An 18,798-nucleotide genomic window follows, 5' to 3' on the forward strand; every position below is an offset into this window, starting at 1 on the left:
AGCAGCCAACGACGGGGATCCGCCGCAGCAGCGAAAAAAGGAGCGAACCCGACCGGACCCCATCAGCGTGCCATTGACACGAAGAAACTGGTCGCGGCCTTCAGGATCGCGACGTCCTCGCGCAGCTGCCGGTTCTCCGCTTTCAGCTTGCGGATCTCGGCCAGCTCCTCACTCGTGGCGCCCTGGCGCCGGCCACCATCGACCTCGGCCTGGACCACCCAGCGGCGCACGGTCTCCTTGCCCAGGCCTTCTCGGCGAGCGACGGCCTCAGCGGCCGCGGTCAGCGAGGAGTACTCGCCCCGGTGCTCCTGCACCAGACGCACGCACCGCTCCTTGACCTTCGGATCGATCTTCTTCGGCATGAACTGCATCCTTCCAACTCACAAGGATGCGGCATCAAACCTGGGGCGCTTCAATCTGACACCGGGCTGACACAGGGGGAGTGGAGCGAGTATTGATGCTGGTCAGAGCACTGGCGAGCAGTTTCTCCCTCCTCTCGCCGCTGGCACCCACCAGCAGCGTCGACGCACCAGATCATCCTGGGTCGCCTTGTGCCATGGCGGAAAGGGCTGCAGCGATCTGAGCGTCGCGACCTTTCGCAGCATGTTGGTAGCGCATCGCTGCGGCTGGGGTGGAGTGCCCTAGCCTGCCCATGAGTTCGGCCAGCGTCGCGCCCGTTTGAGCAGCGAGCACTGCGCCGGTGTGGCGCAGGTCATGCCAGCGGAGATCAGGCCTGCCGGCGACGTCGCGGGCCCGGTAGAACACCGTGTAGAGCGAGGCGGGGGCCAGGTGTTTCAAAGGGTCGCTAGCAGCCGGAAACAGCAGGCCGTCCTGGCCTGTCGGGTTCGCGGCAAAGTGCTCACGCACGGCGGGCAGCAGGTGCGGGGGGATCGCCACGTCTCGGATGCCGGCCTGAGACTTTGGAGTGCCGACGACGAACTTCCCACCAACGCGGGTCACGGCACGGCGCACCTTGACGACGCCGCTCGTCAGGTCGACGTCCTTGCGGCGCAGTTCCGTCAGCTCACCGAATCTCAGTCCGCACCACGCGGCGAGCAGTGTCATGACCTTATAGCGCTCCGGCATAGCGCTCACCAGACTGGCGAGCTGTTCGAGGGTTGCAGGCTCGGTCTTGGTGGCGCGCTTGGCGTTCCCAGCACCCCGGATGTGCACGGGGTTTGCCGCGATCTTCTCGTCAAGTACCGCGGTGCCCATGATGGTGCGGAGCAGGCCGTAGGCGTGTGAACGGATCGTCGGTCTCTGGGGATCGAGGTCGGCATACCAGTCGCCGACCACTTCGCGCGTGATCGCCGTCAGTGGAAGCGCGCCAAGGGCAGGGAGGATCTGCCGCTCCAAGAGCTGCGTATAGTGCTCTCGGGTGCGTGGCTTGAGCTCGCGATGCCTCAGCCATCTCTCGACGTAAGCTGCGAGGGTGGTGGCCTCGCGCTGATGTCGGATGCTCACGCGCTCTTTGGGCGATGACCACTCATTGCCCGTTGTCAGTCGACGCTCGGCGGCCAGCCATGCCTCGGCGTCTTCGGCGGTCTCGAAGGTGGTCGCGGCGTAGTGCAACCTAGCGTCTGGCCCCGTGTAGAACGCTTGCCATCGCTTACTGGGGAGGCGGCGCAACTGGCCGAAGCCACGCTTCTTGCGACCAGGCATGTGCTTCCTCTCGTGCAGGATACGTGCAGGATCAGAGTACATCGGTGTCGATTTAAGTCCTCCCATGTCATGCGATACTGTTCACCGTACATGCAGGTCAGAGTCCCTTTCCGCAGGTCAGCGTCAGTATCGGGTTTTGGCGGTGGAACTTATTCGATCCCAGTATCGTCCACCAACAAGCCCCTGACCAGCAGGTATATCGGTCAGGGGCTTCGGTGTTTCCGCAGCACGAGACCGAGGAGATCCGTTGAGCCATCCGCACCCCGAGCTGGGCGCCCCGCCCTCCCTGCCCCGCAACGGCCTGAGGGTGGTGGCGCTCGGCGGCCTGGGCGAGGTCGGCCGCAACATGGCCGTGCTGGAACACCGCGGCAAGCTGCTGATCATCGACTGCGGCGTGCTCTTCCCCGAGGAGCACCAGCCCGGCGTCGACGTGATCCTGCCCGACTTCACCTTCCTCGAGGGCCGGTGGCAGGACGTCGTCGGGGTCGTCCTCACCCACGGCCACGAGGATCACATCGGAGGGGTGCCGTACCTGCTCAAGGAGCGGGGGGACATCCCCGTCGTCGGCTCGCGCCTCACCCTGGCCTTCGTGAGCGCCAAGCTCAAGGAGCACCGGATCAAGCCCCGGACCACCCAGGTCGCCGAGGGTGAGCGGCTGACCCTGGGTCCCTTCGACTGCGAGTTCGTCGCGGTCAACCACTCCATCCCCGACGGGTTGGCGGTGATGGTGCGCACCCCGGCCGGGTCGGTGCTGCATACGGGCGACTTCAAGATGGACCAGTTCCCCCTGGACGACCGGATCACCGACCTGCGGGCCTTCGCCCGGCTGGGCGAGGAGGGCGTGGACCTGTTCATGGTCGACTCCACCAACGCCGAGGTGCCCGGCTTCACCACCGCGGAGAAGGACCTGTCCCCAGCCATCGACACCGTGTTCCGCACCGCGCCGGGGCGGATCGTGGTCTCCAGCTTCGCCAGCCACGTCCACCGCATCCAGCAGGTCATCGACGCGGCCGCCGCGCACCAGCGCAAGGTCGCCTTCGTCGGCCGCTCGATGGTGCGCAACATGAAGATCGCCCAGGACCTGGGATACCTCGTGGTGCCGCGCGGGCTGGTCGTGGACGTCAAGGAGCTGGACAACCTCCCGCCCGAGAAGGTCACGCTCGTCTCGACCGGCTCCCAGGGCGAGCCGATGGCCGCGCTGTCGCGGATGGCCAACCGCGACCACCAGATCCGGATCGGCGAGGGCGACACCGTCCTGCTGGCCAGCTCGCTGATCCCCGGCAACGAGAACGCCGTCTCGCGCATCATCAACGGACTGACCCGCTGGGGCGCCAAGGTGGTCCACCAGGGCAACGCCAAGGTGCACGTCTCCGGCCACGCCAGCGCCGGCGAGCTCGTCTACTGCTACAACATCATCAGGCCGCGCAACGTCATGCCGGTCCACGGTGAGTGGCGACACCTGCGTGCCAACGCCGACCTGGCCATCGCCACCGGGATGCACCCGGACAACGTGGTCGTCGTCGACGACGGCATGGTCGTCGACCTGGTGCAGGGGCGGGCCAAGGTCAGCGGCAAGGTCCGCGCCGGCTACGTCTACGTCTCGGCGGGCAACGTCGGCGACGTCACCGAGGACGAGCTGCGCGACCGGCTCACCCTCAGCCAGCAGGGCACCGTGACCGTCGTCGCCCTCGTCGACGTGGACACGGGGAAGCTCACCGAGACGCCTGACTTCCTGGCGCGCGGTCTGGGCACCGACGAGCGCATGTTCGACGCCGCGATCCCGGCGATCGAGAAGGCGCTCGCCGAGGCGGCCTCCCAGGGCATCGGCGACGTGCACGAGCTCGAGCAGCGGATCGCGCGGGCCGTCTCCAGATGGGCGTTCCGCACGCACCGCCGCAACCCGTTGGTGGTGCCGGTGGTCATCGAGGCGTGAGGGGTAACGGCTCAGGAGCCCCGCGGGACCGGCTGCGCCGGCAACCGTCGGGTGGAGACGATCGACTGCGCGACGTCGAAGAGCTTGCTGTTGCTGTCGCGGGACAGCCGGACCAGGACGTCGAAGGCCTGCTGGCTGTCCAGGTCGAAGCGCTCCATGAGCAGACCCTGCGCCTGTCCGATGGTCGTGCGGCGGTCCATCGCCAGCTGGAGATTCTCGATCTTCTCGCTCGAGGACAGCGCGAGCGCGCCCTGGCCGGCGAGGATCAGGCCCTCCGCGTGGTCCTCGGTGGTGAAGGCGTCCGGAGTCAACGAGTAGAGGTTGAGGGCCCCGACGAGGCTCGTGCTCGTGAACAGACGGTAGGACAGCATGGAGCGGACCCCCAGCTCGTCCACCACCCTGGGCGTCCACCGGGGCCAGCGGACCTCGGCGCGCAGGTCCGTGCTCTCGATGAGGAACTCGTGACGTTCCATGGCCTCGAGGCAGGGGCCTTCTCCCTCCTCGTACTGCCACCGGTCGCCGGCGGCGCACCAGTCGTGGGACGAGGCGACGGTGGTGACCCTGCCCTTGCGGACCAGGGAGACACCCGCCGCGTCGCACCCCGAGACGAGGGAGACGGCCAGCCCCACCACCACCTCGGCCGTCAGCGCCACGGTCGGCTCGCCGTGCACGATCCGGGCCATCTCGGCCGTGCGGCGGGGCAGGTCGCTCTGGACTGCGCTCATGGGGGTGCCAGTATGCCGGACCCGGGCGACCCGGGCGACCCCGGCGGCGGACGGTGTCCGGCCCACCCAGCGCCTCATGCCGACACCGATTGTGTGCCGTCCCCCTCGTCGATGAGCCGGTCTCCCCGTCCGTGCAGGTAGCGCGCGGTGGTGGCGGCCGGGTGCTGCCGGTAGACGGTGGCCCCGCGCAGCTGACTGCTCGAGCCGGCGGCCGCCGTCGCCGCGTCGGCGGGCAGGACGGGGGTTGCGCCGTCCTGCGCGAGCCGGCGCCAGGAGTCCCGTAGCTGGCCCCAGTGCCTCGCCAGCAGGGCGAAGGATGCCGGGACCGGGCAGGGATCGTCGTCGGCGCCGTCGTCCGTGGCGGCCCACCCCTCCAGCTCGCTCGAGACGGGGTAGCCGAGGGGGCCAGGTGGTGCGAGACCGACGACCTCGGCCTCCACCACGGAGGGTCGGGCTCCGTCGACGTCCCTGGCGTGCTCGGCATAGGCCTGGAGCAGCCCAGGAGTAGGGATGCTGTCCACCGCCATGAAGACCAGCACCTCGGCGCCACTGTCCGCGGCGGTGTCCATGGCGCGCAGGAGGGCGTCGCCCTCCCATCCGGGGGTCCCGCCCGGCAGCTTCAGCCGAGGCACCCGTGTCTCCCAGCGGTCGGACCGGATTGGAAGACGGTTGCGGGTCAGCTCGCGGTCGCTGACCGAGAGCACGACGTGCACGTCGGGTGGCCAGGTGCTCATCGCGAGTCCGTCGACCTGGCCCAACAAGGCCTCGTGCTCGCGGTTGACGACGGTGGCGACGGCGATACGGGGACGGTCCCGACGGGGGGTCGTCGTGGTCATGCTGCTCCCAAGGCAGTGCGGCGACACGCCCGCTCTGTTGGAGGCTCGGGACAGGGTACACCGCGCTGACCACTGCGACGGACCGACGCGGCGTCACCGGATGTCGCGACGGCTGCGGGCCCGGCCCACCTCGCGCAGCCGTGGGGCGGTGCGCACGGCCAGGATCGCGGCACCGGGGAGCGTGGACAGCAACGCGAGGATGCCGTAGCCGATCGAGACGGTGACCCCGGTGCCCATGTCGAGCCCGCGCACCATGAAGATCCATCCCGCGGCAGCCTCGCGCGTCCCCCACCCCCCGACGGTGATGGGCACCGACATCGCCGCGACGGAGACGGTGGCGAGTCCCGGTGCCAGGGACACCTCCACCTCGGGCGCCACGACGACGACGGCCAGCACGAACATCGCCACGAAGGCGGCCCACCCGGCGACCGACAGCAGCAGGACGAGGGCGAGGTCCCGGAGCGGCAGGACCCGCAGCCACCGCCAGGCCACGGCCGCGGTGACGGCGGCGCCGGCCAGGCAGGCGACCCCGACCAGGGGGACCGGCCCCAGCAGGGCCACCGCCGCGGCGAGCAGCACCACGGTGGTCCCTACCAGACGCTCGGCGGCCACGGCGGCGAAGCCGCTGGCCAGCGCGCCCCGGCCGTCCGGCGCCTGGGCGTCGCTGCTGTCGTCCGCCGCGCGCAGCGCGTCGCCGGCGACGCCTCCGGGCAGCACGCTGTTGAGGAAGGCCGCCTGCCAGCAGCGGGCCACGGACGGGCCCACAGGGAGGGAGATCCGGTGGTGCCGGGCGACGAGCCGCCAGCGCAGCGCCTGCAGGACGACCCCTGCGCCCCCCAGGCCGAGGCCGACCGCGACCGCCCACCAGGGCAGGGCGCCGGCCGCGGTGACGAAGGGGCTGAGCCCCCACTGGGCGACGACGAGGCCCAGCAGACCCAGGGTGAGGACCACCTGCAGCGTCGCCCCGACCACGAGGCGCCCGCGGTGGGGCCGTGGCCGGCTGGCGACGAGGCTGTCGCTCACCGGCTCCGCGGTGCCGCCCCGGCACCCTCGTCGACGGTCTCGGGGGGCAGGCTCAGCAGGTCGAGGTGACCGACGCGCGCCCGGAGCGAGCCCGCCTCGAGCTGGCGGGACCGCTCCTCGAGCCACTCCCGCACCACGGGAGCCAGCTCGGGGTCGTGCTCGACCGCCACCGCGGCGCGGTCGTCGAGATAACGGCGCAGGAGCGGCTCGTCCTGAGCCGCAAGGACCCAGTCCGTCGCCCGGAGCTCCACGCGGGCCCCGCGCCGGCGCAGGGCCCGGGCCATCACCTCCGCGGCGTCCGGCCCGGGCCGGCCCTCGCGCCGCTGGTGCGCGTCGAAGGCGGCCGTGACGGCCGTGTCGGCGGGGTGGCCGGGCATGAGCGCGACCTCGCCCGTGACGCTCAGGCTCAACAGGGCCGCCGCACCGGGCGCCGCATCCGGTGCGACCACGTCGGCCAGCGTCTCGATCTCCGCCTCGGACAGCAGGTCGAGCAGGGCTGCGCAGGTGAGCAGGACCGCACCGTCTCGCGGGAGGAGAGCTGGCAGGTCCTCCACGGTGGCGACGGCGCGCTCGGTCGTGATGCGGTCGTCGGCCTCGGCCGCCGGCTCGTGCTCGAGGAGGTCGGCGTCGTGGTCGACCAGGACCCACCGCTGCCGGCCGGGCAGGCGCGGCGCGAGCCAGGCCTGGTTCGAGCCGGTGCCCGCCCCCACGTCGACCACCACGAGCTCGTCGCCCCCGCGGGTCCGCAGATGGTCGGTCAGCAGCTCCAGCAGGTCGCGGGCGTCCTCGCGGGCACGGTGGTCGGCGCGGCGTCGCAGCGCCAGCCAGTCGGCCGGCACCGGACGGGCTACCACCGCAGCGCCTGGGTGAAGTCCGTCGCGGTCGTGGCCCACCCGCGGAGTCTATCCCGGTGGGCCAGCGCGGCCCCCCGCCAGGCGCGCCGGAGGTCGCCGTCGTCCAGCCACCGGGCCAGGACGGTGGACCAGCCCCACGGGTCGGTGGCGTCGACGGTGGTGCCCGGCGGCGGCAGACCGTCCCGCTCGCCGGACCCGTGCAGCGCCTCGACGGCCCCTGTCCGGGCCGGGACGAGGGCCGGTATGCCGTGCGCGAGAGCCTCGGTCACCACCATCCCGTAGGTCTCGGCGCGGGAGGGCAGGACCAGGAGGTCGGTGGCGCTCCAGACCTGCTCGAGGTCCTCGCCGCGGCACGGGCCCACCAGCCGGACGCGACCGTCGAGCCCGGCCGCGCGCTCCCGCACGGTCGCGACGTAGCCCTCGTCCGGGCCGGGAGGCCCGACCAGCGAGGCGGTCCAGGGGCGGTCCACCACCGTCCGGAGCGCGTCGAGCAGGACGAGAGGGTTCTTGCGGGGGGTGACCGCCCCGAGGAAGAGCAGGTGCGGGGGAGTGCTCCCGGGCGCCGACGCGGCGACATCCGCGCCGGGAGGCACGGAACGCACGCCGGCGAGCCCGTAGCGCCGGAGCAGGTCGTCCCGGGCCCAGCCGCTGGTCGCGACCACCGTGTCCGCGGCGTGCAGCGCCGCCCGTTCCACGTCCTCGAGCCGCCGCTGCTCCCCGGCGCTCGTGCCGCCCTCGGCGGGCAGCGGCAGGTGCACCAGCACCGCGACCCGCACGCCGTGCGCACGGGCCCACGAGAGCTCCTCGGGCGCGGCCGAGCCGATGATCCCGTCGACGACCACGTCGGTATGCCGTCGTAGCACCTCGCGCAGCGCCGATCGGTCCGCCTCGGCCGGGCGTGGCCAGGCCCCGGGGAGGCGCTCGACCGTCACCGCGAGCCCGCGCGCGGCGAGCTCGCGGGCGACCCGGTCGTTGTAGTGGTTGCCCCCGCTGGGTCCGGCGAGGTCTCCGGGCAGGATCAGCGCCCGCGAGGGGGCGCCCTCACGAGCGGAGGTCGAGGTCATACGTCACCCAGGCCTGCGGATGCTCGCGCACCACGACGCCGATGCCGTCGATGGCGGGGTCGGCGCGGTCGGCCAGCGCGTGCGCGACGTGGGCGGCGACGGCCTCGGTGGTGCTGAGCCGGCCGGCGAAGTCGGGGTGCTCGTCGAGGTTCTGGTAGCGCAACGGGTCGAGCACCGCGGCGAGATGGCCTCCCGCCTCGCCGATGTCCACCACCACCCCGTGCTCGTCCAGCTCGCGGCGGCGCCAGGTGGCCTCGACGACCAGGGTGGCGCCGTGCAGACCCTGGGCCGGCCCGAAGAACGGGTCGGGCAGGCTGTGGGCGATCATGACGTGGTCGGTGACGGTGAGTCCGAACATCGTGCTCCTCGTGTCAGGGGGTCAGGTGTGTCGGGCGGGGGCGCCGCGCTCGGTGCCGTCCGCGTCGGGGTAGGACAGCAGGACGCACCCGGCGAGGTCCTCGTGGTGCTCGAGCTCGTCGAGCGCGCTGGTGACGGCGGTGAAGGGACGGACCCCACCGAGGAGGACCTCGAAGGCAGGGTCGGACAGCAGCTCGAGTGCGGTGCCGAGCCGGGCCGCCGGGTCGCGGCGGTGACGGCGGGCCGCCCCGACCCGCGAGACCTGGCTGGCGACCAGCCGGAGTCGGCGTGAGTGGAAGTCCTCGCCGAGCGGCACCTGCGGTGCGGGGGAGCCGAACCAGGACAGCTCGACGACGTCCGCGTCGTCCCCGGCGAGCGAGAGCGCCAGCGCGAGGCCCGGCTCGCTGGCGGAGGCGTGGAAGACCAGGTCGCAGTCGTCCCGCGCCTCCTCCGGAGGCACCGCGTCCAGTCCCGCGTCGGCCAGCTGCCGGCGCCGGGCGGCGTCGGCCTCCACCACCTGCAGGCGGGCCAGCGGGAAGCGGCGCAGCAGCAGCGCGAGCGCTCCGCCGATGAGCCCGGCGCCGACGACGGCCACGCGGTCGCCGGCGCAGGGCGGGGCGTCCCAGAGGGCGTTGAGCGCCGTCTCGGTCGGGCCGGTGAGGACCGCGCGGGGCGAGGGCACCTCGTCCGGGACACGGGTGAGGGCGCGCACGGGCACGACATACCGGTCCTGGTGCGGGTGCAGGCAGAACACCCGCGCCCCGACCCATTCCCGCGGCCCGTGCTCGACCACCCCGACGGAGAGGTAGCCGTACTTCACCGGGAAGGGGAAATCGCCCTCCTGGAAGGGTGCCCGCATCCGGTCGACCTGCGAGTCGGGCACGCCGCCGCGGCGCACCAGCAGCTCGGTGCCCCGGCTGATGCCGGTGAACGACGCCCGCACGAGGGCCTCGCCCGGCCCCGGCTCCGGCAGCTGTTCCCGGCGCAGCTCGCCCTGGCCCGGCGCCGTGGCCCAGTAGGCCAGGGCCGTCCCGGCTCCGGCGCTCACCCGCGCGACTCCAGGTCGACGACGTCGCGGACGAACGAGGCGGTGAGTCCCACGAGGGCGAGGGCGACGCCACCCGCGGCCCACGGAGCAGGCACGACCGGCACCAGGGCGATCCACAGGGCGATGCCCTGGACGGCGGCGACCGTCCGGCGTGCCAGGCTCGGCGTCAGCTCCTCCCGCAGGGCCGGGCGCACCCAGGAGGCGAGCACGAAGACGTAGCGCATGGCTCCGATCGCCACGACCCACCAGCCCAGCGTCGCGCCCACCAGGACCGACAGCACCAGCAGGAGGGCGGCGTCGGACTCCATGTCGAGCCTCGCCCCTGCCGCGCTCGCGGTACCCGTCGCTCGGGCCAGCCACCCGTCGACCGCGTCCAGCAGCAGCGCGGCCCCGACCACCAGCGCCACGGCCCAGGTGCGGGCGGGCAGCTGGCTGGCGAGGACGAGGACCGTCGCGGTCGCCACCACCCCCGTCAGCGCGACCCGGGCGAGGGTGACCACGTCGGGCGGGCTCACCGACGCGGGGCGACGCCGCACCAGTGCTCCGGTGGCCACGACCGGCACCACGAGGCCGACGGCCACCGCGAGGACGCCCACGCCGACACCGGGCCCGACCCGGGTGACCAGGCCCACGCACAGCGCCAGCGGGAGGAGGACGACGGCCGACTCGAGCACCCCGCCGCCGCGGAGCCGCGTCGTGGGAGCCTGCGCCGACATCAGCTGGCGTCCGGGACGTCGGCGGCCAGCCCCGAGGGCCCGGCGACACTGCGCCGGAGGTCCAGCTCGGTGACCATGTCGTCGCCGAGCTGATAGCGGCGTGCGGGCGGACGGAGGGCGTCGGACAGCAGGTCCTCGCCGGCGACCCGCAGTCCCGGCACCCCGTCACCGATGAGCACCGGCGCGGTGGTGAGGTAGAGCCGGTCGACGTCCCCGGCCCGGACGAAGGCCGAGACCAGCCGTCCACCACCCTCGACGAGGACCCGGTGCAGGCCGCGGGAGGCGAGCAGGTCGAGCACGGCACGCGGCTCCATGGGCCCGACGTCGGGCCAGCGGACGACCTCGACGTGCTCACCCACCGGGCCGACGGGGGCCTCGCCCCCCAGGACCCACAGCGTCGGCGCCGCGCCGTCGGTGAGGACGGAGGCGTCGGCCGGGGTCACGCCCCGCGGGTCCAGCACGACGCGGACGGGGTGCGGCCCGCTCACCGCGCGGACGGTGAGGCGGGGGTCGTCGCAGGCCACGGTGGCGGCGCCCACGACGACGGCGTCCACGAGGGCGCGCAGCCGGTGGAGGTGCTCGCGGTCCTCCTCACCCGTGACGAAGGCGGCGTCGCCGGTGCGGCTGGCGATGAAGCCGTCGAGGCTCTGGCCGAGCTGGGCCAGGACGAGGGGACCGTCGGCCCGGTTGAGGTCGCCGTAGCGGTGGGCGAGCTCACCGGACGCCGGGATCCGCCCGGCGAGCAGCTGCTTCCACTCGTCCTGGTCGGCCTCGTCGTGCCCCATCCGTGTCCGCTTGGTGGCCAGGTAGAAGGCGTTCTCCTCGCGGTCCGGGATGACGAGCGGCACCCGCTCCACGACCTCGATCCCGAGGGCGCTGAGGGCCAGCTCCTTGGCCGGGTTGGACGACAGCAGCCGGACGCGGCGCATCCCGAGGTCGAGCAGCATCGCGGCGCAGTGGTCGTAGGTGCGGGCGTCCGCAGGGTGCCCCAGGGCGAGGTTGGCGTCGACGGTGTCGACCCCCCGGTCCTGGAGGGCGTAGGCCCGCAGCTTCTCCGCGAGGCCGATCGCCCGGCCCTCGTGCCCGCGGGCGTAGACGACGGCGCCCCGGCCGGTGCGGGCCAGGAGGTGCAGCGCCTGCTGGAGCTGCTCGCCGCAGTCGCAGCGGCGGGACCCGAGGGCGTCCCCGGTGAGGCACTCGGAGTGCACCCGCACGAGCGGCGGCGGGAGGTCGGGGCCGTCGTCGTCGCTCACGCCGAGGCTGAGGACGACGTGGTCCATCCCCGTGTCGTCGCGGTATGCCGTCATCCGGAAGGTCGCGTGGTCGGTCGGGAGCCGGGTGTCGGCCACCCGTTCGACCCGCCGCGGTGCGGTCCTCGCCTGCTCACCCATCCTCCACATTATGGTCGTGACCGGTGATCTTCTCCTGCGGAGGGGTGAGCAGCGTGTCGACGACAGGTGACGGAGGTGAGACAGGTGACAGGCTGGGTCCGTCGCAACTCCGAGGGCCGGAGCCGCAGGCAGCCGGTCCCGACGGCCGTGACGGACGAGGTCGAGTCCTTGGCGGGCCGGGCCGTGGGCGGTGTGTCCGACGCCTGGGCACTGCTCGTGGTGCGCGTCGTCCGGCGGCTGTGGATCCCCTGCCTCGTCCTCGGGGTGGCGTGGGTGGTGTGGACCGGGACGACCCAGGACGCGAGCGAGCTGCACCTCGCCACGGTGCCGGAGATCGTGGCCGCCCTGCTGAGCCCGTTCGTGGGGGTGGTCCTCGCCCTCGGCCTGCGGGTGGCCTCGACCGCGCTGGGCGTGGTGGCGGCCCTGCCGGTCGCCCGTGCCGACCTGCACCACGCGCGCCGACGCATGAGCTCCGGGCTGCCGCACGTCGTCTCGGTCGCGATCGGGCTGCGGTGGCTGCGGGCGACGACCGCCGCGAGGGACGTCGCGCTGTCGCGGTTGCGTCCCGCGGTAGCCCGCACGATGCTCCTGGTCGACCGGGCCGAGACCGCCCTCATCCCGGTGGCGGTGCTGGTGCTCCTGGCCGTCATCGCGGTGGCCCCCGGCTGAGGCCTCCGGTGCTAGGCCGGCGGCACCAGGTCGCCGACCCCCTCCACCGCCCCCACTGCCCCTTCGGCCAGGAGCTCCTGACGCCGGCCCTCGTCCTCGGCCACCCCGACGACCGGCACGCCGGCCGACCGGCCGGCCTGCACGTCGGTCACCGAGTCGCCGAGGAAGACCGCCCCCTCGGACCGGGCGTCGAGGAGGCGCAGCGCGCGGAGCAGCAGGTCCGGCTCCGGCTTGAGGTCGCTCACCCGACCCGCGGAGCGTCCGACGACGTGCAGCCGGCCACCGGTGCCCGGTCGGGCGCGGTCCAGCACGCGCGCCACCACGTCCGGGGTGTTGTTGGTGACGACGGCGAGCGAGCCACCGCGCTCGAGGGTCCGGTCGATGAGGGCCAGTGCCCCGGGGCGGGGGGACACCCTGGAGGCGGCGTCGAGCTCCAGCTCGGTGACCAGCTCCTCCAGGGGTGCGAGCAGGCGGGGGGCGTGCTCGCCCACCAGACGCAGGCACTGCACGTGGTCGGCCTCTCCCTCCAGCCGCTGCGCCAGCTCCGGGCCACCGAGCCGGTGCGTCTCCGCCCGCACCCGGTCGCCCAGCTCGGCCCAGGACGACCCCGGGAACAGCCGGGCCAGCGGCCCGTCGAAGTCGACGAGCAGGGTCCGGGCGTCCTCGACGAGGCGGCGTGCGCTCTCCATATCGGCGACCCTACCCAGGCCGGGCGGGACCACCCGCAGTCCCGCAGTCCGGGCCGGTCCACGGTGCGGCCGACGCCGGTCTCCCGCTGCTAGATTTCCCGGGTGGCTGCGGCGCCTGCAGAGGGTGCACCGTCGGGTGGTCGCCTCCTGACGGGAGCCTTCGTCGCCCTCGTCCTCGCCGAGCTCGCGTATTTCGTCGGTATCGGGGCGCTCATCCTGCTCGTCCCTCTCTTCGCGGCAGACCGGCTGGGCGCCGGACCGCTCGCCGTGGGCCTCACCGTCGCCGCCTTCAGCCTCACCGCACTCGTGCTCCGACCGGTAGCGGGGCGGCTGGTCGACCGGTGGGGGCCGCGCCGCCCGTTCGTCGTGGGGGCTCTCCTGCTCTCCGGCGTGCTGCTCGCACACTCGCTGGTCGGTTCGTTGGCCGTCCTGCTGGTCCTGCGCGTGCTCACCGGCGTGGCCGAGGCGGTGGTCTTCGTCGCCGGGATGGCCGCCCTGCTCGACATCACCCCGTCGGCGCGGCGCGGGGAGGCGCTGAGCTACAGCTCCCTGTCGCTGTTCATCGGTGTGGCCGCGGGTCCCGCCATCGGTGAGGGGCTGCTCGCGCTGGGCGGGTACCGCACCGCCTGGCTCGGCGTCGCAGGGTTCGGCCTGCTCGCTGCGGTCATCGGCAGTGCGCTGCCGGGCCGACCCCCGGGCCTGTCTCCGACAGGCCCGACCGCGCTCTTCCCGCACCCGGTGCGCCTGCCCGGACTGGCCTTCGCGGTGGGGGTCGCGGGCTCCGCGGGCTTCCTCGGGTTCGCCGCGCTGCGGGCCCGCGAGGTGGGCCTGGACGGCGCCGCCTGGCCACTGGCCCTCTACGGTGGCGTGGTCGTCGTCGGTCGGCTGCTGCTCGCCCGGCTGACCGACCGGTATGCCGCTACCCGGCTGTCCGCGCTCGCCCTCGCCCTGACCGGGGGTGGCCTCGTGCTGCTGGGCGCCGGCCGGGGCGCTGTCGCGTTCGGGATGGGGGCCGTGGTGCTCGCGCTCGGGACGGTCCTGCTGACCCCGGCCTTCTTCCGGGTGCTGACCGACCGTCTGCCCGCCGACCGCCCCGGGGCGGTCGGCGCGACCTTCGGGGTGCTCGTCGACGTCGGGCTGGGGGCCGGCCCCGTCGTCCTGGGCCTCCTGGCCGAGGGTCTGGGGCTGCCCGGCGCCTTCGTCCTGCTCGGTGGCGCAGCGTTCGGCGGCGTGCTGCTCCTGGCGACCGGTGGCGTGCGGCATCGACCGGCGAGCTGACAGCGCACCGGCGCGACCGGTGTCGGACGTAAATTCACGCAAACCCTTGTGAGCCCCCGAGGCGGTGACCTATACCTGTCAGGGCAAGGACGCAAACGTTTACGCACGCAAGGAGAGACAATGACGTCACGGCTCCGACCACTCCGGTCCCGGAGATGGACAGCCCTTACGCTCGCGACGACGGTCGGCATCACCGGCCTCGCTCCCGCCGCCCTGGCGGTCCAGCCGGCCACGCAGGAGGCCGGGGGGACGGACCAGCAGGCGGCCGACTTCACCGCCCTGCTCGACTTCGAGACCTACACCCCCGGCCCGCTGGACGGCCAGGACGGCTGGGTGGGCTCGGCGGCCGCCTCGGTGGTGCAGGACCCGCTCAACCAGAACAACTTCGTGGGTCAGCTCAACGGGCCCGGGGAGAAGACCTACCGCGAGATCCCGGCCATCGAGGACGGTGACACCGGCACGCTGTTCTTCCAGTTCCTGCGCACGGAGACGGTCGACACCTCCTTCGGGGTCACCGACGTCGACGTCCCCGGCACCTACACCGACAGCCGCGCCTACGTAAACAACCAGAACGACGACATCCTGCGCGCCCGCGACGGCGGCGACTTCGAGTCGGTCGGCATCTGGGGCAAGGACTCCTGGCAGTGCGTCTGGATCGTCGCCGACAACGACGCCGACGAGGTCGCCGTCTACAGCCAGGGCGGCCCCTACGAGGAGCAGACCAGGCTCCCGGACGGCGCCGAGGAGCAGTTCGACTTCCGCGTCCCGGTCTCCGGCGCCCTGGACCGCTTCTTCTGGATCAACGGCTCGCGCAGCCCCGGTGACCTCTACCTGGATGACGTGGGCATCGACACCGCGGGGGAGAACCTCGCCATCCCGAGCGGCAACCCCGCCGACTGCGAGGCCGGCGAGATCCCCGAGCAGCCGCTGCTGAACCCGCTCCCGGACCCCGAGCCGTCGGTCCTGGGCATCGAGGTCGAGGAGCTCGTGCAGCTGCCGGAGTCGTCCACGACCCCGGCCGCGAGCGACCAGCGGCTCATCCGGCACAACCGGATCACCCACCTCGACGAGGTCCCGGACGGCTCCGGTCGCCTGGCGATCCCGGACATGAACGAGATGCTCTACCTGGTGGACAAGGAGACCGGGGACTTCAGCCCCTACCTCAACGTCCGCGACCAGTTCGTCGACAACTTCCACAACCACGCGGGCCTCGGCACCGGGTTCGGCTTCGTCGAGCACCACCCGGAGTATGCCGAGAACGGCATCTTCTACACGGTGCACACCGAGGCCGGCAGCGCGCTCACCGAGGACGAGCCGGACTTCCCGGCCTTCGGAGGTGTGGGCTACCACAGCGTCGTCACCGAGTGGACGGCCGACGACCCCGCCGCGGACGTCTTCTCCGGCACCAGCCGCGAGCTCATGCGGGTGCCGTTCGCGGGCCGCGTGCACACCCTGCAGCAGATCGCCTTCAACCCGACCGTCAGCCCGGGCGACCCCGACTACGGGATGCTCTACATCCTCTCCGGTGACGGCGGCAACGGTGTCGGCAACGACAACCCGCAGGACCTGGCCACGCCGCACGGCAAGATCTTCCGGATCGACCCGATGGGCGACGACAGCGACAACGGGCAGTACGGCATCCCCGCCGACAACCCGTTCGTGGACACCGAGGGCGCGCTCGGCGAGATCTACGCCGTCGGTCTGCGCGACCCGCACCGCCTCAGCTGGGACCCCGAGGGCGAGAACACGATGTACCTCGGGCACATCGGCGAGTGGCAGGTCGAGTCGGTGTATGCCGTGGAGCCGGGCGACAACTTCGGCTGGTCCGACCGCGAGGGACCCTTCGTGGCGCAGAACCGGCAGATCTTCCCGCTGCCCGAGGACGACGCCGAGCAGTTCGACTTCACCTACCCGGTGGCGGCCTACGACCACAACCGTGACCCCGGGCAGACCGGTGACGCGGGCGTGGCGCTCAACGGCGGCTTCGTCTACCGCGGCGACATCGAGGAGCTGCAGGGCAAGTACCTCTTCACGGACCTGGTCCGGGGCTGGGTGCTCTCCACCGAGGCCGAGGAGATGAACCGCAACGACGGCGACCTCGAGGACCTCGCCGAGATCGAGCAGCTCAAGGTCTTCGCCGACGGCGAGGAGACCACCTTCGCCGAGCTCGTCGGTGACAGCCGGGTCGACCTGCGCTTCGGCTCGGACGCCGACGGCGAGCTCTACCTGGTCTCCAAGGCCGACGGCAAGGTCTGGGAGGTGACCGGCGCCCGGGAGGACGTCCTGTCCTCCCCCTTCGTCCTGGAGGACATCGCCGCCGACGTCGTGGCCCGCTACGACTTCGACCACCCGGTCGAGGGCGATGCCACGCAGGAGGCCGACCAGGGCCCGTCCGGGACCGACATCGACCTCGTCAACGGCGGGGTGGAGATGCGGGTGGCCGACGCGGCATACCCCGGTGCCGGCGAGGCGCTGCAGACGCAGCAGCTCAGCCCGGACCAGGCCTCCGACGACGACTGGAAGGCCGGGATCTACGACGCGGACGGGGTCCAGAGCCTGTCCCGGTTCGCCGGTGCCGAGCAGACCACCGTCATGGGCTGGTTCAAGCCCACCGGGGAGCTGCCGGCCCCGAACTCCAACACCGCCGACCCGGACGACCGTTACAACGCGATCGGCCTGGCGGGGGTGCTCTCCGGCGACTCCGACGGGCACGGCGTGCGCGCGCTGCTGGAGGTCATCGACGTGGGCGGCGAGCAGAAGCTGGTGGCCCTCGGCCGCCGGGTCGACGGGGCGAGCTCGTGGACCTATGCGGCGGACCTGCCCTGGGACGAGATCCTGGAGCAGGGCGAGTGGGTCCACCTGGCGGCCACCTTCGACTTCGTCGAGGGCGAGATGGCGCTCTACATGAACGGTGAGCCCCTCGAGGGCGACTACACCGCGTCCAACCGCTGGGGCTCGGGAGCCACGTCCGACACCGACCCCGCCGGGATCAAGATCGGTGGCAGCTTCCCCCAGGACACCCAGGAGCGGAACCCCTGCGACTGCCGGATGGACGACCTGATGTTCCTCGACGCCGTGCCGACCGCCGAGCAGATGGCGGCGCAGTACGCGCTGTTCGAGGTGCCGGAGGAGCAGCCGGTGTTCGACCCGGGCTGCACCCCCGGCGACACGGTCATCACCGATGTCATGGACGCCTCGAACTGGGCGCCGCGGACCCCCGAGAAGTGGGAGTTCCCCGGTGACGCGGTCGTGCTGGCCGAGGCCGGCGACAACCCGGACGACGGCATCCGCCGGCCGTTCGAGTACGCCGTGCTCACCGAGGGCCCCGAGCTGGGCTCGCTGGTGATGGACGCGCAGGTGCGGCTCGACGAGCCGGTGTCGGTCAACAACAGGGACGTCATCCTCGTGTTCGGCTACCAGTCGGACACGGAGTACTACTACGCGCACCTGTCGCAGGACAACACCATCTACGCGCACAACGGCATCTTCAAGGTGAACGGCGCCGACCGGGAGCGGATCGACGACCAGTGGGACGGCACCATCGGTGCCCCGCCCGCGGTCACCGACGACGCCTGGCACGACGTCCGGCTCGTGCACTGCGCCGACACCGGCAGGATCGCCGTCTTTCTGGACGGTCTGGAGCGGCCGCTGCTCACCGCCACGGACGACACCTTCGGCTCCGGCCGGGTCGGCTTCGGCTCCTTCGACAACGTCGGCCGGATCCGCGGGCTCTCCGTCACCGGCGACAGCGCCGAGGTCCCGGTGGTGCAACCCAGCGTGACCATCACCGGTGGTGGTGGCGAGGTCTCGACCGACGAGCCCGTCGAGGTGACGGGTGAGGCGACCCCGGGCAGCACCGGCTGGCGCCAGGACGTCGAGGCGGTGTATGCCGAGCTCCAGGACGCCGAGGGCCGCAAGGTCGTCGGGCGGGAGGTCCCGGTCACCGACGGCACCTTCGCCACCTCGTTCGACGTCTCCGGCTTCACCCCGGGCGACTACACGATCAAGGTGTCGGTCCGGTCGAAGGGTCACGGGAACGCGTCGGACACCGCGGCGCTGACGCTGGTGCCTCCGGCTGCCCCCACCGACGAGGTGGACCTGCGGATCTCGACCAACGCCCAGTGCTCCAACAAGACCGCCGTGGTCGCGGTGCACGTCGTCAACGAGGACGGTCACCGGGTGGACATCCGGGCGACCACCGCCTTCGGCGACAAGAAGTGGACCAACGTCAAGGACGGCAAGGCCGTCTACCACGTGTTCCGCTCCGGCGAGGGCTCCCTCGAGTCCGGCACCGTCACCGTCGCGGGCTACGCGTTCTACGACGGCGTGGGCCACTACGAGCGCTACGAGGTCGACCACGAGGCGGTGAGCTGCTCCTGAGTCGCCCCTGAACGGCCCTGACGAGGCCCCCGGTGGTGGTGCTCCGCCCACCACCACCGGGGGCCTCCGCGCGTGCGCCACGGCCGGCCCCGCCGCGCCCGGCATCGGGTGGCTCGGGTGGCCGCGTGGAGCAGGCAGGATGGGGGGATGACCGTTCCAGCTGCCCAGGCCCG

Annotated in this window: 15 protein-coding genes and 1 pseudogene; 4 read left to right on the top strand and 12 right to left on the bottom strand. The window is 72.6% G+C overall.

Annotated elements, in window-relative coordinates; genetic code table 11:
* Positions 1 to 83: 83 nt before the first annotated feature.
* Both Q0795_RS01815 and Q0795_RS01820 read right to left on the bottom strand, forming a co-directional pair.
* Positions 84 to 362 (bottom strand): annotated as a pseudogene (locus tag Q0795_RS01815) (IS3 family transposase); the annotation flags it as partial.
* A gap of 172 nt (positions 363 to 534) precedes the next feature.
* Positions 535 to 1,662 (bottom strand): site-specific integrase, encoded by a 1,128-nt coding sequence (locus Q0795_RS01820; protein WP_298885778.1) that lies wholly within the window; start codon positions 1,660 to 1,662, stop codon positions 535 to 537.
* A 247-nt stretch (positions 1,663 to 1,909) separates the two neighbouring features.
* On the opposite strand from Q0795_RS01820, the gene Q0795_RS01825 reads away from it, so the two are divergent.
* Complete coding sequence (locus Q0795_RS01825; protein WP_298885780.1) at positions 1,910 to 3,595, top strand: ribonuclease J; 1,686 nt, start codon at positions 1,910 to 1,912, stop codon at positions 3,593 to 3,595.
* Between the two features lie 11 nt (positions 3,596 to 3,606).
* Here Q0795_RS01825 and Q0795_RS01830 read toward each other — a convergent pair whose 3' ends face one another.
* The 9 genes from Q0795_RS01830 to ribA form a co-directional block, all read right to left on the bottom strand.
* The gene (locus tag Q0795_RS01830; RefSeq protein WP_298885782.1) at positions 3,607 to 4,320 is read right to left on the bottom strand and encodes a GAF and ANTAR domain-containing protein; all 714 of its coding nucleotides are present in this window, start codon (positions 4,318 to 4,320) and stop codon (positions 3,607 to 3,609) included.
* Positions 4,321 to 4,394: 74 nt separating this feature from the next.
* Positions 4,395 to 5,156: a hypothetical protein gene (locus Q0795_RS01835; protein ID WP_298885784.1), complete on the bottom strand. Its 762-nt coding sequence runs from the start codon at positions 5,154 to 5,156 to the stop codon at positions 4,395 to 4,397.
* Between the two features lie 93 nt (positions 5,157 to 5,249).
* Entirely contained in the window at positions 5,250 to 6,179 is a 930-nt protein-coding gene (locus Q0795_RS01840; RefSeq protein ID WP_298885785.1) for a lysylphosphatidylglycerol synthase domain-containing protein, read from the bottom strand.
* Positions 6,176 to 7,033 (bottom strand): class I SAM-dependent methyltransferase, encoded by an 858-nt coding sequence (locus Q0795_RS01845; RefSeq protein ID WP_298885787.1) that lies wholly within the window; start codon positions 7,031 to 7,033, stop codon positions 6,176 to 6,178. Before Q0795_RS01845 ends, Q0795_RS01840 begins: the two co-directional genes overlap by 4 nt.
* Positions 7,027 to 8,097: a glycosyltransferase family 4 protein gene (locus tag Q0795_RS01850; RefSeq protein WP_298885789.1), complete on the bottom strand. Its 1,071-nt coding sequence runs from the start codon at positions 8,095 to 8,097 to the stop codon at positions 7,027 to 7,029. The genes Q0795_RS01845 and Q0795_RS01850 overlap by 7 nt, the downstream gene beginning before the upstream one ends.
* On the bottom strand, positions 8,075 to 8,455 hold the full coding sequence (locus tag Q0795_RS01855) for a 6-carboxytetrahydropterin synthase (protein ID WP_298885791.1): 381 nt from the start codon (positions 8,453 to 8,455) through the stop codon (positions 8,075 to 8,077). The genes Q0795_RS01850 and Q0795_RS01855 overlap by 23 nt, the downstream gene beginning before the upstream one ends.
* 21 nt (positions 8,456 to 8,476) lie before the next feature.
* Positions 8,477 to 9,502, bottom strand: coding sequence for a zinc-binding alcohol dehydrogenase (locus tag Q0795_RS01860; RefSeq protein WP_298885793.1), 1,026 nt, complete (start codon positions 9,500 to 9,502; stop codon positions 8,477 to 8,479).
* On the bottom strand, positions 9,499 to 10,218 hold the full coding sequence (locus Q0795_RS01865; protein WP_298885795.1) for a CDP-alcohol phosphatidyltransferase family protein: 720 nt from the start codon (positions 10,216 to 10,218) through the stop codon (positions 9,499 to 9,501). Before Q0795_RS01865 ends, Q0795_RS01860 begins: the two co-directional genes overlap by 4 nt.
* Positions 10,218 to 11,609: a GTP cyclohydrolase II gene (gene ribA, locus Q0795_RS01870; RefSeq protein WP_298885797.1), complete on the bottom strand. Its 1,392-nt coding sequence runs from the start codon at positions 11,607 to 11,609 to the stop codon at positions 10,218 to 10,220. Before ribA ends, Q0795_RS01865 begins: the two co-directional genes overlap by 1 nt.
* A gap of 75 nt (positions 11,610 to 11,684) precedes the next feature.
* Here ribA and Q0795_RS01875 point away from each other — a divergent pair, with 75 nt between their 5' ends.
* Positions 11,685 to 12,278 (top strand): hypothetical protein, encoded by a 594-nt coding sequence (locus Q0795_RS01875; RefSeq protein ID WP_298885800.1) that lies wholly within the window; start codon positions 11,685 to 11,687, stop codon positions 12,276 to 12,278.
* Between the two features lie 11 nt (positions 12,279 to 12,289).
* Here the strand turns inward: Q0795_RS01875 and Q0795_RS01880 are convergent, their stop codons facing one another.
* Positions 12,290 to 12,967 (bottom strand): HAD hydrolase-like protein, encoded by a 678-nt coding sequence (locus tag Q0795_RS01880; protein WP_298885802.1) that lies wholly within the window; start codon positions 12,965 to 12,967, stop codon positions 12,290 to 12,292.
* A 102-nt stretch (positions 12,968 to 13,069) separates the two neighbouring features.
* On the opposite strand from Q0795_RS01880, the gene Q0795_RS01885 reads away from it, so the two are divergent.
* The gene (locus Q0795_RS01885; RefSeq protein WP_298885804.1) at positions 13,070 to 14,245 is read left to right on the top strand and encodes an MFS transporter; all 1,176 of its coding nucleotides are present in this window, start codon (positions 13,070 to 13,072) and stop codon (positions 14,243 to 14,245) included.
* A gap of 120 nt (positions 14,246 to 14,365) precedes the next feature.
* The gene (locus Q0795_RS01890) at positions 14,366 to 18,625 is read left to right on the top strand and encodes a PQQ-dependent sugar dehydrogenase (RefSeq protein ID WP_298885806.1); all 4,260 of its coding nucleotides are present in this window, start codon (positions 14,366 to 14,368) and stop codon (positions 18,623 to 18,625) included.
* Positions 18,626 to 18,798 lie beyond the last annotated feature (173 nt).

It is taken from the genome of uncultured Serinicoccus sp. (assembly GCF_947487915.1).
Classification (GTDB): domain Bacteria; phylum Actinomycetota; class Actinomycetes; order Actinomycetales; family Dermatophilaceae; genus Ornithinicoccus.

Bases quoted from the DNA above. Each gene is read 5' to 3' on its own strand.
- Q0795_RS01835 (WP_298885784.1), bottom strand. From the start codon at position 5,156: ATGACCACGACGACCCCCCGTCGGGACCGTCCCCGTATCGCCGTCGCC.
- Q0795_RS01820 (WP_298885778.1), bottom strand. From the start codon at position 1,662: ATGCCTGGTCGCAAGAAGCGTGGCTTCGGCCAGTTGCGCCGCCTCCCC.
- Q0795_RS01865 (WP_298885795.1), bottom strand. From the start codon at position 10,218: ATGTCGGCGCAGGCTCCCACGACGCGGCTCCGCGGCGGCGGGGTGCTC.
- Q0795_RS01830 (WP_298885782.1), bottom strand. From the start codon at position 4,320: ATGAGCGCAGTCCAGAGCGACCTGCCCCGCCGCACGGCCGAGATGGCC.
- Q0795_RS01880 (WP_298885802.1), bottom strand. From the start codon at position 12,967: ATGGAGAGCGCACGCCGCCTCGTCGAGGACGCCCGGACCCTGCTCGTC.
- Q0795_RS01890 (WP_298885806.1), top strand. From the start codon at position 14,366: ATGACGTCACGGCTCCGACCACTCCGGTCCCGGAGATGGACAGCCCTT.
- Q0795_RS01850 (WP_298885789.1), bottom strand. From the start codon at position 8,097: ATGACCTCGACCTCCGCTCGTGAGGGCGCCCCCTCGCGGGCGCTGATC.
- Q0795_RS01855 (WP_298885791.1), bottom strand. From the start codon at position 8,455: ATGTTCGGACTCACCGTCACCGACCACGTCATGATCGCCCACAGCCTG.
- ribA (WP_298885797.1), bottom strand. From the start codon at position 11,609: ATGGGTGAGCAGGCGAGGACCGCACCGCGGCGGGTCGAACGGGTGGCC.